Source organism: Agrobacterium sp. 10T429 (assembly GCF_056393925.1).
Map to the genome: position 1 here is coordinate 139,563 of NZ_JBFTGV010000008.1, position 17,075 is coordinate 156,637.

Sequence of the window (17,075 nt, forward strand, 5' to 3'; positions counted from 1 at the left end):
CAGTCCGGCGTTACTTTGCCAGACTGGCCTCGCCGTTGACGAGGGCTTGATCATCAAAACCAAAATTGCGCATCAGCACACGGTGCTCGTCTGATCCGATATAACAAAGAAGCGCCGCATCGACCGCGCTCTGGAGTTCCCGGTCGGATTGGCGGAAAGCAAATGCGCCTGAGGCTGCTGGTCTCTCTTTCGGTAAAACAGAGACAACTTCCAAATCGAGCTCTGGATTTTGCTGCATAAAACCGAGATGGGCCATGGCCACGCTGGCATAGGCGTCGGCACGCCCATCCAATACGGCCTGAGCGGCCTCGTCGTAGGTCTCGCAAATGAGAATGCGGTCATCGGGCACGCCCGCTTCCATAATTGCGCGATGTTGGATCTGATCACGGATCGCGACCAGCGTACATTCCGGATTTTTTGCTGCCGATGCGTATCCGTCCAGATCTCTGAGGTTGCCCTTCCTCACCAACAGTCCATCAGGCAACGCCCAGATGGGATGGCTGAACGTCACGATCTTTCTGCGTTCAGCGGTATCGAAGAGGCCAGTAGTCATATCCCAAAGGTTTTCGTTCAGCCCAGGCAACAATTGCGAGAATTCGGTTTCGATGAATTCAATGTCATGAATACTGATCATGGCTAGAATGACTCGCGCCAACTCCACATCGCACCCGGTCACATCGCCGCATTCGTTCCTGTAGTTGAACGGAGGTTCTATCAAATATGCGAATCTCACAGACACTCCGATCTCAAATTGGGATTTACTTCGCCATCAGGCGTCTTGCGGCCTGTCCTCGGGGTTGAACTGGGTGATGGTTGTCCAGCGGGCAGTGAGCGCCGGTTTTTTCTCGTTTTCTATCTCCACCGTCACATCATAGGTCGTCACCAGCATGGCGGCGCCGCGAAACCGCGCCTCGGCCAAAGTGAAACGGCCACGCACCCGTGCTCCGCTTTTGACCGGCGTGACGAAGCGGACGGCGTCAAAGCCGTAGTTGATGCCCATGGTCGTTTCGCGAATGCGGGGCAGGGCATCGTAATTCAGAGCCGAAAGCAGCGAGAGCGTCAGGAACCCATGCGCGATAGTGCCGCCAAAGGGGCTTTCCGCCTTGGCGCGTTCCGGGTCGGTATGGATGAACTGTTCGTCCAGCGTCGCTTTTGCGAAGGCGTCGATCATTGTCTGGTCGACGGTGATCCAGTCGGAAACGCCCAGCTCCGTGCCGACGAAATTTTTCATTTCCGCCAGCGCTATTTCCTTTGCCATGTTACCTCTTCTCGATTGCCTTTCGGAACTTATAAAGGTGCCGGGGCCAAGCGATCAACCGCGCAGATAAAACACCACCGAGCGGGCAGGCAGGAAGGCCGGATTGCCGAAATCCGTGCCCATCGCTTGCCAGTCGTCGCCCGGCAGGGTGAAGGGCACGATCTCATGGCTGCGGTTGATGAGCACGGCAAGCTCCGCGTCGTTTTCGGTCTCGTGGTCCGGCGTGGCAAGCACCATGGCGAAAGCCGGCATGTCCGGCCTTTCCCATTCCGCGACCGTCATCGGTTCTCCGCCGGGGGCAAGCCATGCCACATCGCCGTTGCCGGAGAAAAACTCGGTTTGCGAAAACACGCCGAAGCGTTTGCGAAGTGCTGCAAGAAATGCCGTGTGGTCAGTCAGCTCCTGGGAGAGCGACGACCAGTCGACCCACGTTATCTCGTTGTCCTGACAATAGGCATTGTTATTGCCATACTGGCTGCGGCCACCCTCATCGCCGGCGGTCAGCATCAACGTGCCGCGACTGACGAAGAGCGTGGAAAGCAGCGCTTTCACATCCGCGTGGCGGGCGGCCACGACGGCAGGATCGTCCGTCAATCCCTCCAAACCATTGTTCCAGGAATGATTTTCATTATGCCCGTCGCGATTGTTCTCGCCGTTTTTCTCATTGTGCTTGTGTTCGTGGCTGACGAGATCGAACAGGGTGAAACCGTCATGGGCGGCAAGGAAATTGACGCTGCGGCTTTTCGAACGTCCATGGCGGGAAAAGATCGGCGAAGAGCCGGAAAGCGCATTGGCCAGCGCCCCGGTCGTTCCCGCATCGCCGCGCCAGAACCGGCGCATGTCGTCGCGGGCGCGGTCGTTCCATTCCAGAAAGCTCTCCGGAAAATTGCCGAGCTGATAGCCGCCGGGGCCGATATCCCATGGTTCGGCGATCAGCACGCGGTCGTATAGTACCGGGTCAGAGTGCATGGCGGCAAGCGTTTCGCTGGCCATGTCGAAGCCACTAGCCGTTCGTCCCAATATGGGCGCGAGATCGAAACGGAAGCCATCGATACCGGCATTGAGAACGAAATGCCTCAGGGAATCGATAATGAGCTGGCGCACATAGGGATGATCGCAGGCCACCGTGTTGCCGGTGCCGGTGTCATTGACCAGCACGCCCGGCTTTCCTTCCGGGTGACGGAAAGCGGTGAGATTGTCCAGTCCGCGCAAAGACAGGATGGAGCCTTCGCTGTCGCTTTCACCCGTATGGTTGAAGACCAGATCGAGAATGACGCCAATGCCTTGCGCGTGCAGGGCTGCAACCGTGTCGCGCAGCTCCCGCACTCCGCCGGGGCAGAGGCGCGGATCGAGCGCCATGAAGCCGACGGGATTGTATCCCCATGCATTCGAAAGGCCAAGCGGCGGCAGGTGGCGCTCGTCGATCCAGGCGGTGATCGGCATCAGCTCCACCGCATCGACACCGATTTTTTTCAAATGCGCGATAATGGCAGGATGAGCCAGCGCTGCCACCGTGCCTCTCAGCTCTTCCGGCACGGCAGGATGCAATTTGGTGAAGGATTTAACCGCGAGTTCGTAAATCAGCCCGCCTTCGGCAAAGCGTGGCGGCTGGCGCCTGACCTGCTCATATTGCGACAGGATCGCCTTTGGCATGATCGCGCCCGTGTCTTCGCCATAGGCCAAAAGCGCGGCATCATGCCGGAATGGCCGGTCTATCTCCGTGGCATAGGGGTCGAGCAGCAGTTTTGCGGGGTCGAACCACAAGCCATGTTCGGGGGCATAAATGCCGTCGGCGCGGTAGCCATATCGCGCACCGGGGCCGGTCTCGGCAACTGTCAGCCGGTGAATGTCATTCTCATCGCGCCTCATTGGCAAACGCGCCGTCTCTTTTTCGCCCGTCGCATCAAAAAGGCAAAGGTCGATTTGTGAGGCGTGCCGGGAATAGACCGCAAATTCCGTTCCGTTTTCCGTCTGGGTTACGCCTTTGGGGAAAACGGCTGGTTTCTGCATGGTCTCTCTCTCCGGAAGATGATGATATCGAGTCTGGCGGGGAGGTTAGTCAGTAACCTCAGGCGGCCTCATGGCCGCCTGCCAAGTTTTTCGCTATGCCCGTTGCCGGAAACGGTGCGTGCAATGCAAAACCTTACGTGATGACGGTCGGTTCGTTGCGGCCGGTATGGGCCTTGATGCCGGCGATCGTATCGGCAACGGAAATAAGGTCGGCAAGCGCCGCCTGCGTTTCGATGCCGTGACGGGCCGCATCCGGCTCATAGCGCTCGACGTAAAGTCTGAGCGTTGCGCCCGCAGTGCCCGTGCCGGAAAGGCGCAGCACGATGCGCGAACCACCTTCGAACAGGATGCGGATACCCTGGTTCTTGCTGACGGACTGGTCGACCGGGTCGAGATAGGCGAAATCATCAGCAGCTGCGACCTTAAGATTGCCGTAGCTGGTGCCGGGAAGTGTTGCGAGTTTTTCGCGCAGGATGGCCACCAGAGTGTTTGCTGCGTCCGAATCCACTTCCTCATAATCGTGGCGGGAATAATAGTTGCGCCCATATTCGGCCCAGTGCTTGGTAACGATGTCCTTCACGCTTTCCTTGCGGGCGGCGACAATGTTCAGCCAGTAGAGCACGGCCCACAGGCCATCCTTTTCGCGCACGTGGTTGGAGCCGGTGCCGAAGCTTTCCTCACCGCAGATTGTAACCTTGCCGGCATCCATGAGGTTGCCGAAAAATTTCCAGCCGGTTGGCGTCTCGTACATGCCAAGCCCAAGCTTTTCGGCGACGCGGTCGGCTGCGGCACTTGTCGGCATGGAACGGGCGATGCCGGAAATGCCGGCGGCATAACCGGGCGCGAGCCGCGCATTGGCGGCGATGATCGCCAGGCTGTCGGACGGGGTGACAAACATGCCCTTGCCGACCACCATGTTGCGGTCGCCGTCGCCATCCGACGCCGCGCCGAAATCGGGACCTTCCGGGCTCATGACATCGTCATAAAGCTCCTTGGCGTGCACCAGGTTGGGGTCGGGATGGTGGCCGCCGAAATCGGGCAGAGGCGTTGCGTTGCGGACGGAGCCCTTCGGCGCGCCGAGACGCTTTTCGATGATTTCCACGGCATAGGGGCCGGTGACGGCACTCATGGAATCGACGACAACCTTGAAGCCGCCGGCAATCAGGGCGCGAATGGCGGCAAAATCGAACAGTTCTTCCATCAAAGCGGCATAATCGGCGACCGGATCGATGACGTCGACCGTCAGTTCATCCACCTTGAAGCTGCCCACCTTGTCGAGATCGACGTCGGCAGCGTCGGAAATCTTGTAGCTGTCGATGACCTTCGAGCGGGCATAGATCGCGTCGGTGATCTTCTCCGGCGCTGGGCCGCCATTGCCGATATTGTATTTGATGCCGAAATCTTCGGTCGGGCCACCAGGATTATGGCTGGCGGAAAGCACGATGCCGCCGAAGGCTTTGTATTTGCGGATGATATTGGAGGCGGCGGGGGTGGAGAGAATGCCGCCCTGACCGACCAGCACCTTGCCGAAACCGGCGGCGGCCGCCATCTTGATCGCCTTCTGGATGACTTCGCGGTTGTAATAACGGCCATCGCCGCCGATCACCAGCGTCTGGCCCTGAAAGCCCTCAAGCGAGTCGAAGATCGACTGGATGAAGTTTTCGGCATAATTTTCCTGGGCGAAGACGGGCACCTTCTTGCGCAGGCCGGATGTGCCCGGCTTCTGATCCTGAAAGGGTGTCGTCTGAACGGTCTTGATCATTGTTTCAATGGCCTCTCGAAATAAGCTGGCTGTAAAGCGCGGCGTAGAGCGCAGCGCTTTTTTCCCAGGAAACATCGGATTTCATGCCGAGTTTCTGCATTTGTGTCCAAAGTTTCGGGTCGTGATAATAACGCACGGTCCGGCGGATCGCCTGTTTCAGACCGTCGAGCGTGACGGGTGAGAATTGTACACCGGTCGCCGATTTATTGGCGATGGCGGCATGGTTGGCGTCGATCACCGTATCGGCAAGGCCGCCGGTTCGGGCAACCACGGGAACGCAGCCATAACGCAGCGCGTAAAGCTGGGTAAGGCCGCAGGGCTCGAAGCGCGAGGGGATGATGATCGCATCGCAACCCGCCTGCATCAGATGCGACAGCGGCTCATTATAACCGATGGCGACACCGACGCGGCCATGGTGGCGGGATGCCGCCGCCAGTAGCGCGCCTTCCAATGCCACATCGCCGGCGCCCAGCACGACCAGACGGCCGCCGAGGGAAACGATCTCGTCCACGGCTTCCGCCATCAGATCGATGCCCTTCTGCCAGGTGAGGCGGGATATGACGCAGAAAAGCGGGCTGTCATCCTGGTCGATGCGGAAATGTTCTGCGACGGCCTTCTTGTTCAGCGCGCGGTTCTTGAGATTGGTGACGGAATAGTTGTCGTGGATCAGATGGTCGGTGGCCGGGTTCCAGACATCGGCGTCAATGCCGTTCACGATACCGTGCAGCACATGGGCGCGGCTGCCGATCACCCCTTGCAGCCCCATGCCGAATTCCGCGGTCAGGATTTCTTCCGCATAGGATGGGCTGACCGTGCTGAGCGCGGTTGCCGTCTGCAAGCCGCCCTTGAGGAAGCTGACATCGTTATAATATTCGATTCCTTCCATGCCGAAGGCGTGGGCGGGCAATTCGAGCTTGCTGAAGATGTTGGCCCCGAACTGACCCTGAAAAGCAATGTTGTGGATGGTGAGAAGGCTCGGAATCTCCGGCGTTTCGGCATAACGCATATAGACCGGGGTCATCGCTGCCTGCCAGTCATGGGCGTGCACCATATCCGGCCGCCAGCCGGGAAGCACACCGGCGCCGATTCGTGCCGCTGCCAGCGAGAGCGCCGCAAAGCGCTTCCAGTTATCAGGATAATCCTTGCCGGTCTGGCCGAGATAGGGGCCGCCGGAACGCTCGTAATAGGCGGGCGCGTCAAGGATCAGAAGGTCTAGCCCCTCATGTTGGACTTCGAGCAGATCGGCCTTTTCGCCAAGCAGATCGGTGAACTCAAAACATTTGACGGGGTCCGTCACGGCGGCTTTCACCGCCGGATATCCGGGTATCAATGTGCGCGTTCTCACGCCATAGGCTTCGAGCGCGATGGGGAGGGCGCCGGTAACGTCGGCGAGCCCTCCGGTCTTGATCAGGGGATAAATTTCGGATGAAACCGAAAGGACATTCATGGGCTCTACAGGTCCAGCTTGTCGATCATCGATTGGGTGATAAGGCAAATGCCGTTTTCCGTGCGCCGGAAACGTTTGGCATCCAGTTCGGGGTCTTCTCCTACAATCAGTCCTTCCGGAATGACCACTCCATGGTCGATGACGACGTTGCTGAGCTGGGCGTGGCGCCCGATCTTTACACTCGGCAGTACTACGGCATTCTCAAGGCGGGAGTATGAATTGGCGCGCACGCCTGTGAACAGAAGGCTACGGTTGAGGGCGGCGCCGGAAATGATGCAATCGCCTGACACAACCGACGACACGGCAGAACCGCGGCGGTCCTCATCGTCATGCACGAATTTCGCCGGCGGAGTGATTTCCGCATAGGTCCAGATCGGCCAGGACTTGTCATAGATATCGAGGTCAGGCACCACATCCGTCAGGTCGATATTGGCCTGCCAATAGGCATCGATGGTTCCGACATCGCGCCAGTATGGTCCGTGCTCGAAATCCGAACGCACGCAGGAGTCCGCGAAACGGTGGGCGACGGCTTTGCCGTGCTGGACAATATAGGGAATGATGTCCTTGCCGAAGTCGCGGCTGGAGGTTGGGTCGGCGGCATCGCGACGCAGCGCTTCCATCAGGAATTTCGTATGGAAGACGTAGATCCCCATCGAGGCAAGCGCGAAATTCTCATTGCCGGGAATGCCGGGCGGATCGGCCGGCTTTTCGATGAAGTCGATGATCTCGTCTTTTTCGTTCACATGCATCACGCCGAAGCCCGACGCTTCCTTGCGTGGCACTTCAAGGCAACCGATCGTTACATCCGCGCCGGAATCGACATGCTGTTGCAGCATGTATTCGTAGTCCATCTTGTAAATATGGTCGCCGGCCAGAATGACCATATATTCGGGCGCATAGGGCTCGATAATGTCGATGTTCTGGTAAACGGCGTCGGCGGTGCCTTCGTACCATTGCGTTTCGGACACGCGCTGCGAGGCCGGCAGAATGTCAAAGCTTTCGTTACGCTCTGGACGGAAGAAGTCCCAGCCGCGTTGCAGGTGGCGGATGAGGGAGTGAGCCTTGTATTGCGTGGCGACGCCGATGCGGCGAATGCCGGAATTCAGCGCGTTCGAAAGTGCAAAATCGATGATGCGGGCCTTACCGCCAAAATAAACCGCTGGTTTTGCCCGGCGGTCCGTCAATTCCTTCAAACGGCTTCCTCTACCGCCCGCGAGAACATAGGCCATTGCATCACGCGCCAGGGGCTGAACTCTTTTTTCCGACATGGTTGTCCTCCCGTTCTGTCTGTCAGTTTTCCGGTTCGAGCATGATCGTTGCCAAGGGCGGCAGGACTAGCATCGCCCCTATCTCCCCACCGGCATTGACCGCCTGAACGCGTCCGCCATTTCCCTTGCCGCTGCCGCCATAAATTTCGGCATCGGTGTTGAGAATCTCCCGCCACCGCCCCGCAACAGGAAGCGGCACATAATAGTTTTCCCGGTAGACCGGGGTCAGATTGCAGATAACCGCAACCGGTTTTTCGCCGGGCGCCGAGCGCAGCCAGGCGAAGACCGAGTTTTCGTGATCATCGACCACCAGCCACTGGAAACCTTCGGGTTCGCAGTCACGGGCGTGCAGAGCGGCTTTCGAACGGTAGGTGAGGTTGAGATCGCGCACGAGGCGGCGCATACCCTCATGCATCGGATATTGGCGAAGGTTCCAGTCGAGCGATCCCTTTTCGCTCCATTCGCTCCACTGGGCGAACTCCTGCCCCATGAACAGCAGCTTCTTGCCGGGATAACCCCACATGAAGCCGTAATAGGACCGGAGATTGGCAAATTTCTGCCAGTCGTCGCCGGACATCTTGGCGATCAACGATCCCTTGCCGTGCACTACTTCGTCATGGGAAAGCGGCAGCACGAAATTTTCGGTGAAGGCATAAAGAAGGCCGAATGTCAGTTCCTGATGGTGGAACTTGCGGTGCACCGGCTCACGTGAGAAATAGCTCAGCGTGTCGTGCATGAAACCCATATTCCATTTGAAGCCGAAACCGAGGCCGCCCTCGTGAACCGGCTGCGACACTTTCGGCCAGGAGGTAGATTCTTCAGCAATGGTCATGACGCCCGGATGGGTGCCGTAGACGAGCGAGTTCATTTTCTGCAGGAAGCGGACGGATTCCAGGTTCTCGCGCCCGCCATATTCGTTGGGGATCCACTCGCCTTCCTTGCGGGAATAATCGAGATAGAGCATCGAGGCGACGGCATCGACGCGCAATCCATCGAGATGGAATTTTTCGGCCCAATAAAGCGCGTTGTTGACGAGGTAGGACAATACCTCGATGCGCCCGAAATTGTAGATGGCCGTGTTCCAGTCGGGGTGAAAACCCTGACGCGGGTCGGCATGTTCGTAAAGCGCTGTCCCGTCAAACAGGCCCAGGCCGTGCTCGTCGGTTGGAAAATGCGCAGGAACCCAGTCGAGGATCACGCCGATGCCGACCTTGTGGGCGCCGTTGACGAAGCGGGCGAAACCTTCCGGATCGCCGAAACGGGCGGTCGGGGCATAAAGCCCGGTCGTCTGGTAACCCCAGGAAGGATCGTAGGGATGTTCGGTGATCGGCAGAAACTCGATATGGGTGAAGCCCATATCCGTGCAATAGGGAATGAGCTGGGTGGCCATTTCGTCCCAGCTGAGGAAGGTGCCGTCCTCGCGACGCCGCCAGGAACCGGCGTGCACCTCGTAAATGCTGATCGGCTGCCGGCGCTGGTCCACTTGCGCCCAATGTTCCCGGTGGGCCTGATCTTCCCATTTCTGCGCCAGTTCTGGTGCGGTGACGGAGGCGTTCTTCGGCCGCAGTTCACCACGCCGTGCATAGGGGTCGGCCTTCAGCGGCAGAAGCTCGCCGTTTGCGCCGAGAATCTCGAATTTATAGGCGCAGCCGGCATAGACGTCAGGTGCGAAAATTTCCCAGATGCCGGTATCCTTGCGGAAACGCATCACATGCCGTCGACCATCCCAATTGTTGAAATCGCCGACGACGGAGACGCGCCGCGCATTGGGAGCCCAGACGGCGAAGTGGAAACCTTCGACCCCTTCAAGCTTGAGCGGATGAGCGCCCATCTTGTCGAACAGTCGCAGATGCGATCCCTCGCGGACGAAATAATCGTCCATCGGTCCAAGAACCGGACCAAAGCTGTAGGGGTCGGTCACTGCCCATTCCGCATCGTCGCGACAGGCGCGATAACGCACCGGCTGACGCGAGGTGAGATCGACCGGGCCTTCGAAGAAACCCTCCGGATCGAGCTGCTTCAGTTCGCCGACGAAAGATCCGTCCAGTGTGAGGACAGATACTTCTTCAGCCCCCGGAATGAAACACCGTGCAGAAAAACCTCCCGGCGTTTCGTGAACGCCGAGAAGTGCAAAGGGGTTGGAATGCAAACCGCTCTTGATCGCCTCGATTTCAGCCTTCGTGATTTCGCCAGTCTTTTTCTCTTCGGCCGAATTGAGCGGTTTTTTCATCAGGCTCTCCAGATATCGGCGGCGTATTGCCGGATCGTCCTGTCGGACGAGAACCAGCCCATACGCGCCGTGTTACGGACTGTTTTCGCATACCAGCTTTCCGGATCGCTCCAGATCGCATCCACCTTGCGCTGCGCTTCGGCGTAGGCGTCGAAGTCGGCCGCGACCATGAACCAGTCGCTGTTGTAAATGCCGTCGATCAGCCCGGCAAAGCGGGAGCGGTCGTCGGGTGAGAATACGCCAGAGGCGATGGATGACAGCGCCTGCGACAGTTCCACCGACTGTTCAATAATCGCGCGGGGGTTGTGGCCCTCGGCGCGCGCTTTCGACACCTCTTCCGCCGTCATGCCGAAGATGACGATGTTGTCCTCGCCGACATGTTCGAGCATTTCGACGTTCGCACCATCCAGCGTGCCGATGGTGAGCGCGCCGTTCAGCGCAAACTTCATGTTGCCGGTGCCCGAGGCTTCCATGCCAGCCGTCGAGATCTGTTCGGACAGATCGGCGGCCGGAACCATGATTTCCGCAAGCGAGACGTTGTAGTTCGGAATAAACACCACTTTCAGAAGCCCGCGCACGGCCGGATCGTTGTTGATGACCCGGGCAATATCGTTGGCAAGTTTTATGATCAGCTTCGCGTTGTGATAACTCGGCGCTGCCTTGCCTGCGAAGAACTTAACGCGCGGTACCCAATCCAGTTCCGGGTGAGAACGGATCTGGTCGTAAAGCGCCACCGTTTCGATAAGGTTCAGAAGCTGGCGCTTATATTCATGGATGCGCTTGATCTGGATGTCGAACATGGCCGAGGGATCGACACGGATGCCCATGCGTTGCGCCACCGTATTGGCAAGCCGCACCTTGTTCAGACGCTTCACTTCGGCAAATTTTTCGCGGAAACCGGCGTCGTCGGCGAAGCGGTCGAGCGCTGTCAGCTTTTCCGCATCGTCGAGGAAATCGTCGCCGATCGCTTCCCGGATCAATCCGGTCAGGCCGGGGTTGCACTGCATCAGCCAGCGGCGCGGGGTGATGCCGTTGGTCTTGTTGTTGATGCGCTCGGGATAAAGGCTGTGCAGGTCGGCAAAGACCGTTTCCTTCATCAGTTCGGTATGAAGTGCCGAGACACCGTTGATGGAATGCGAGCCGATGAAGGCGAGATTGCCCATGCGCACGCGCCGCTCACCGTTTTCGTCGATCAGCGAGATGGACCGGATCTGCTGATCCGGCATCTTCTTTTCCTTGCGGGCGTAGACCAGTGTATTGGCATTGATCGCATAGACGATCTGCATGTGCCTCGGCAAAAGCCGCTCGAGCAGCGGGACGGGCCAGCTTTCCAGCGCTTCGGGCAAAAGCGTGTGGTTGGTGTAGGAGAAGGTGCCCTGCGTGATCTTCCAGGCTTCGTCGAATTCAAGGCCGTGGACATCGCATAGCAGGCGCATCATTTCGCAGATGGAAATGGCCGGATGCGTGTCGTTGAGCTGGATCGAAACCTTGTCGGGCAGCGAGGTGAAATCCGGATATTGCTGCAGGTGACGGCGCAGAATGTCCTGCAGGGAGGCGGAGGAGAAGAAAAACTCCTGCCGCAGACGCAATTCCTGGCCGGCTGGGGTCGCATCGGCGGGGTAGAGAACGCGCGTCAGGCTTTCGGCCTTGTTGCTTTCCCGCAGCGCGCCGATGTGGTCGCCGGCATTGAAGGCGGCAAGCAGAATGGGGTCGATAGGCTGCGCCGACCATAGGCGCAAGGTGTTGACGCGGGTGCCGCGCCAGCCGACGACAGGCGTGTCGTAAGCCATGGCAATGACGCGTTCGGCCGGTTTCCAGACGAAGCGCTGCGGCTCCTCATATCCACCGATGGTTTCCACCGATCCGCCAAAGCCGATTTCATACGAGCTTTCGCGACGTTCGAATTCCCAGGGATTGCCGTGCGCCAGCCACGTCTCCGGCAATTCCACCTGCCATCCGTCCGCCATCTGCTGGCGGAAAAGGCCGTGCACATAACGGATGCCGTAGCCATAGGCGGGAATATCGACGGTTGCCATCGATTCCATGAAACAGGCAGCGAGACGGCCAAGGCCGCCATTGCCAAGTGCCGCATCCGGTTCCAGTCCCGCAATGACATCGAGATCGACGCCGAGCGAAGAAAGCGCGTCCCTGATTTCGTGCATCAGCCCGATATTGGAGATCGCATCGCGCATCAGGCGACCGATCAGAAACTCGAGCGACAGGTAATAAACGCGCTTGGAATTGTTGGCATAGGCCTTGCGGGTGGAGGCCATCCACTTGTCGATGATGCGGTCACGGACGACGAGAATGGTCGCGGTCAGCCAGTCATGCGGCTTGGCAACTTTTACGTCCTTGCCGATACGGTAGGTGAGGCGCTCGATGATTTCCGCTGCCATGATTTCCGGGTTGGAACTGCGCGGGGCGGGACGGGGAAGATCGGCGGCGTTTAGATTATTGATCATTGGTCGGTCAGCACCTTGGTGGGAGGAGAGGGTCTGATGAGGTCGATCCGGTTTGCCTTTACTGATGCCAGTTTATGCATCGATATGGAGGCGTGGCAACAGCATTTTTTGTGGAAATTTGAACAGATTAGGGTAATGAAAAATAACACTTTTTCTTCAGCGTCCCGAGGATCGCCAAAGGCATTGCCTGCCCATTGTCCGTCATTCATGAACGGGTTTGCATGGTCCTTGCGATGCAGGGCATCGTTCAAGAAAGGGAGAGGGGCTGCAACACTTCTGAAATGGTTCACCGGTCCTGAAATCTGTTTCGGTCTATCGGATCACACACTAGCCTTCGCGGCGGAGATAATTCAATGAAAATAAACACGACGCTGCCGCAGCCGCGCCCACCGGTGGCGGCCAAACTGAAAAAAATGGCCTCGGTCGTCATGAAATGCGACGTTTACGGCAGGGAAAAAGGTTCAGTGGTCATACCGCCGGCGCGGATCGTCACCCGGGTATTTGGCGGCACCGCACACCACGGGGTGCAATCGAAGGAAAAGGGTTCCGAGCTTAGCGCGATGCCCTCTTCAAGCCCGCGCCAGTAAAGCGTTGGCGGCTTGTCGTCGCTTGACCAGCGGAAGGCGTGCAGGCAATCGCCATCCATCAACACGGCGCTGAACCGCAACGCGGAAGAAACACCCGCCGCGATCATCTTTTCCAGGCAGAGGCGCAGCGCGGTGGAAATGGCCCGAACCGGGTCCGCATCAAGGCCGTGGCCGGCGGCAATCAGGAAGATGGCTTCGCTGTCGCCGGTGCCGCGCCGGGCGGAATAAATATCATCGGGTATGAGGGAATCAATGTCGCGCCTGATCTGCTCGTAGCCGCCGATCTGGCCGTTATGCATGAACAGATATTGACCATGCGCAAAGGGGTGGCAATTGGCACGGGATACTTCGCCTGATGTGGCGGAGCGGACGTGGGCCATGAACATGCCCGAGCGGAGCTGGTGGCAAAGGGCGGCCAGATTGGCGTCGGACCAGGCGGGTCTGGTGTCGCGAAAAACGCCGGGCGTTCCGCGCTCGCCATACCAGCCAAGACCGCAACCGTCGCCGTTGACGACGGTTTTAGCTTCCCTTGCGGCCATGGACTGGCTGACCAGCGATGCTTCCGGCTCGATCAGAAGACTGTCGAGCCAGACCGGTTTACCGGAATAGGCAAAAAGGCGGCACATTCATGCAGCTCTGTTCAGGGCCTTGTTTTCGAGCGCGAAGCCGACAGCGGCCTGGGCGTGAATGGCGGTCGAATCGTAGCCCGGCAAAGGCAGGGCATCGGGATCGATCAGCAGGGAAATTTCGGTGCAGCCGAGAATGACGGAATCGACGCCGAGCGCACGGGCTTTCTCGATGACCGACATGTAGCGCTCGCGCGAGCACGACTTGATCTCGCCCTGGCACAATTCGCCAAAAATGATGTCGTGGATGGCGGCCCTGTCTTCCTCATCCGGCACGACCACATCGACGCCGTGGCGGCGCATGCGGTCGGTGTAGAAGCCATGTTCCATCGTGTAGCGTGTGGCGAGCAGAAGCGGCTTGCGGCGTCCATCCGCCTTCAATGCGGTGGCAGTTTCGTCAATGATGTCGATGAGAGTGACGCCCGACATTTTTTCAACGGTTTCCGCAACGAGGTGCATGGTGTTGGTGCAGATCAGCACACAATCGGCACCCGCATTGGCAAGACGCGCACCCGCAGCGCCCAAAAGCGCGCCGGCCTCATCCCAGCGGTTAGCCTTCTGAAGGGCGACAACCTCGGAAAAATCGAGCGAATGCATGACGATATCGGCGGATACGAGCCCACCGCGGCTGTCACGAACGGCCTCGTTGATCATGCGATAATAGGTTGCGGTGGATTCCCAGCTCATGCCGCCGATCAGACCGATCCGTTTCATAGGCGTTCCCTTATAAAAGTTTGATTGATGACAAGAATGCCATTGCCGCGATGAAAACGGCATGCGTTTTTTCAGGGATTTAGAAGGCAGATTGCAAATTCTGGGCGTGCATTATGCTCAGCTCGCAAATTTCTTGCGCCACTACGTTAACTGATGCATTCTTGAGCAATGATTGACGACCGTGACCGCCGAATCCTTGCGATTCTCCAGGAGAATGCAGAAACACCTCTCGCCGATATCGCGGATGAGGTGTCATTATCGCTTTCCGCCTGTTCCCGCCGTATCACGCGTCTGCGTGCGGAAGGATATGTGACCGGCACGATGGCGCTGCTCGACCGGCGGAAAATCAACCTGCCGACCACGGTTTTCCTGCTTGTGAGAACCGGCCTGCATGCGGAGGACTGGCTGGACCGGTTCCATGCCGCCGTCAGCACCATACCGGAGATCGTCGAGGTGCACCGGCTGACCGGCAATTTCGATTATATTCTGAAACTCGTGCTGCCAAATGTCGAATATTACGACACCATCTACAAACAGATCCTCCGGCGGGTCGAGCTTTACGACATGTCCGCCTATATCTCCATGGAGACGGTGAAGCTGTCGTCTTCACTCCCGACGACGCATATCTGATCGCAATATTTGGTCTTTTTTCAGCTCTCGGCTTCAAAACGGAAACCAAAGCGGAAACTTCGGGTCTCGCCCGGTTGAAGGGTGATGTCCGCTTCAAGTTGCGGCTGGTTGAAGGCGTTTGTCGGTGTTTCCACAGGTTCGAGCGCGATGGATTTTCGCCTGTCGCGGGCAAGCGTATCGCCGGTAAAGACATGCATGTGGCCGCGCTCCTGCCAAACGGTCAGGCTCGAACCATCGTTCCGGTTTTCGATCCTAGTCTCGTAAAGCCCGTTTGCGGATGGGATCAGATCGGTAAAGCAGACATCCAGCACATGGCCTGCGAGCGGCGCGGCAGAAAGAAACGCTGCATCGTCCCGTTTGAGAATGCCCGTCTCACTGTCGCTGAGTGGTATCAAATTCTCGTCCGTTTTGATCGCTGTTCGCGACGGTAGGGTGAGAAGGAGATCGTCGATGGAGGATATGCCGGGCAGACGGAAATAGGGATGCCAGCCGGCCGCAAAGGGCAAAGGCCGGTCGTCGCCATTGATGCCGCGTATATCGATGGTAACCGCATGGCCGGCAAACCGGTATTCCACCTCGATGGCGAGATGGTAGGGATAGCCCTTGAATTCGGCCGGCAATATCTCGGCACGAAAGACGATAATGTGCGCGTCGTTTTCCTCGAAAGACCGGTCGAGGGCGAAGGGCAGGGCACGGGCAAATCCGTGGAAGACGAGGTCCTCGTGGGCAAGCACCGGCTCGATACGGTGCATCTCCCCGCCAAATTTAAATTGGCCCTGAGGAATGCGATTGGTGAACGGGGCGAGAATGCCGTTTCTCACGCCGTTCTGCGACTGCAATTCCTGAAGCGACGAATAGCCGTCGACAAGGTTTTTTTCATTGCCATCGGCAAGTCGTGGCCGCCAGCTCAGAAGGGTCGCGCCCTCATAAGCGATCTCGGCGCTGAAGCCGTTTCCGGAAACGGTCAGGCTGGCAATCCCCGTGCCTGTTGCGGAAGTGGTCATCGGGAAATTGTCCTTCATGCAAGCGTCTGCGGCCGTCGGGCCGATTGCGCCGCCGATTCGCCCGATCATCTTCGCTGCGGAGACATTTCGCAATGGCCATGACGGTGGCACACCTTAATGACCTCGCGTCAGCTCGGCCTCTAAGGTGTTATTGCCCTGGCCATGGCGCAAATCATTCCGTGAAGGTGCGTTTCGCGCCGGTGAAAAATTCCATTAGGGCGGCCTGATCCTCGCCGCCAAGTCCCGCCGCTGTCAGCATGCGGTGCACCTCGGCGCAAACCGCCGTCAGCGGCATGGCCGTGTTGGTGCGTCGAGCCAGATCCTGCGCGCCGTTCAGGTCCTTGACCATATTGTCGATGCGGCCAGTCCGGCGGTAATCCTTCGCCACGTAACGTGGCATATATTCCTGAAGAATTGCGCTGTCGGCGCGGCCGCCTTTCAGCGCCTGCGGAATTTTGGCGGCATCGACGCCGGCATCCAGCGCAAGCTGCGTTGCTTCCGCTACGGCAAGGAAGTTCAGCCCGCAAAGAACCTGATTGATGAGCTTCGTCGTCTGGCCTGCGCCGCTTGGACCCATATGGGTGTAGTTGCTGGCCACGTGCCGCAGCACGCGATGGGCATCGGCCACATCCTTTTCCGTGCCGCCGGCCATCAGGGTCAGTTGCCCGACGAGTGCCTTCGGCGCGCCGCCGGAAAGCGGGCTGTCCACCCAGCGCAGCCCTTTTTCAGCCGCATCCGCCGCCAGTTCTTTTGTCGCTTCCGGATCGATGGAGGACATGTCGATGATCAGCGTGCCGGGCCTGGCCCCCGCCGCCACGCCATCTTTGCCGAAAACGGCGGCGCGGACGATTTTCGGCGAATTGAGGCTGAGGATCACGACATCGGAGACCGAAGCCGCTTGCGCCGCCGTCTCGGCGCTATGCGCACCAAGGCTGGTCAAAGCCGCCACCTTTTCCGCGTCCAGATCGAAAACCGTCAGGTGATTGCCGGTCTCGATCAGCCGCGTACCGATCGCGCCGCCCATCGCGCCAGCGCCAATGAGGGCGATTTTGTTCTTCTCGGTCATGGTGCTCACGG

At 58.6% G+C, this 17,075-nt stretch carries 13 protein-coding genes; 1 reads left to right on the forward strand and 12 read right to left on the reverse strand.

Features of this window, described 5'->3' with window-relative positions:
* Window positions 1-10: 10 nt before the first annotated feature.
* The 10 genes from AC1DCP_RS18525 to AC1DCP_RS18570 form a co-directional block, all read right to left on the reverse strand.
* On the reverse strand, window positions 11-739 hold the full coding sequence (locus AC1DCP_RS18525) for a transporter substrate-binding domain-containing protein (protein ID WP_323131576.1): 729 nt from the start codon (window positions 737-739) through the stop codon (window positions 11-13).
* A 30-nt stretch (window positions 740-769) separates the two neighbouring features.
* Complete coding sequence (locus AC1DCP_RS18530; RefSeq protein WP_004431798.1) at window positions 770-1,258, reverse strand: MaoC family dehydratase; 489 nt, start codon at window positions 1,256-1,258, stop codon at window positions 770-772.
* Window positions 1,259-1,312: 54 nt separating this feature from the next.
* On the reverse strand, window positions 1,313-3,268 hold the full coding sequence (gene glgX / locus AC1DCP_RS18535; protein ID WP_035199926.1) for a glycogen debranching protein GlgX: 1,956 nt from the start codon (window positions 3,266-3,268) through the stop codon (window positions 1,313-1,315).
* Window positions 3,269-3,401: 133 nt separating this feature from the next.
* Window positions 3,402-5,030, reverse strand: coding sequence for an alpha-D-glucose phosphate-specific phosphoglucomutase (locus tag AC1DCP_RS18540; protein ID WP_004431805.1), 1,629 nt, complete (start codon window positions 5,028-5,030; stop codon window positions 3,402-3,404).
* Between the two features lie 4 nt (window positions 5,031-5,034).
* Complete coding sequence (glgA, locus tag AC1DCP_RS18545) at window positions 5,035-6,477, reverse strand: glycogen synthase GlgA (protein WP_065663242.1); 1,443 nt, start codon at window positions 6,475-6,477, stop codon at window positions 5,035-5,037.
* Between the two features lie 5 nt (window positions 6,478-6,482).
* Window positions 6,483-7,745 carry a glucose-1-phosphate adenylyltransferase gene (gene glgC, locus AC1DCP_RS18550; protein WP_004431809.1) on the reverse strand — a complete coding sequence of 421 codons (1,263 nt, stop codon included), beginning with the start codon at window positions 7,743-7,745 and terminating at the stop codon, window positions 6,483-6,485.
* A gap of 22 nt (window positions 7,746-7,767) precedes the next feature.
* Window positions 7,768-9,975 (reverse strand): 1,4-alpha-glucan branching protein GlgB, encoded by a 2,208-nt coding sequence (glgB, locus tag AC1DCP_RS18555; RefSeq protein WP_019566535.1) that lies wholly within the window; start codon window positions 9,973-9,975, stop codon window positions 7,768-7,770.
* Window positions 9,975-12,437, reverse strand: a complete 2,463-nt coding sequence (locus AC1DCP_RS18560; protein WP_004431815.1) for a glycogen/starch/alpha-glucan phosphorylase — start codon at window positions 12,435-12,437, stop codon at window positions 9,975-9,977. The genes glgB and AC1DCP_RS18560 overlap by 1 nt, the downstream gene beginning before the upstream one ends.
* Window positions 12,438-12,879: 442 nt before the next feature.
* Entirely contained in the window at window positions 12,880-13,650 is a 771-nt protein-coding gene (locus AC1DCP_RS18565; RefSeq protein WP_004431819.1) for a class II glutamine amidotransferase, read from the reverse strand.
* Complete coding sequence (locus AC1DCP_RS18570) at window positions 13,651-14,364, reverse strand: aspartate/glutamate racemase family protein (RefSeq protein WP_004431822.1); 714 nt, start codon at window positions 14,362-14,364, stop codon at window positions 13,651-13,653.
* Between the two features lie 168 nt (window positions 14,365-14,532).
* On the opposite strand from AC1DCP_RS18570, the gene AC1DCP_RS18575 reads away from it, so the two are divergent.
* A complete protein-coding gene (locus AC1DCP_RS18575) occupies window positions 14,533-14,994 on the forward strand; it encodes an Lrp/AsnC family transcriptional regulator (RefSeq protein ID WP_003498392.1) in 462 nt (153 codons plus the stop codon).
* A gap of 20 nt (window positions 14,995-15,014) precedes the next feature.
* Here the strand turns inward: AC1DCP_RS18575 and AC1DCP_RS18580 are convergent, their stop codons facing one another.
* Window positions 15,015-15,998 (reverse strand): aldose epimerase family protein, encoded by a 984-nt coding sequence (locus AC1DCP_RS18580; RefSeq protein ID WP_476774555.1) that lies wholly within the window; start codon window positions 15,996-15,998, stop codon window positions 15,015-15,017.
* Window positions 15,999-16,170: 172 nt separating this feature from the next.
* A complete protein-coding gene (locus AC1DCP_RS18585; RefSeq protein WP_004431829.1) occupies window positions 16,171-17,064 on the reverse strand; it encodes an NAD(P)-dependent oxidoreductase in 894 nt (297 codons plus the stop codon).
* Between the last annotated feature and the right edge of the window lie 11 nt (window positions 17,065-17,075).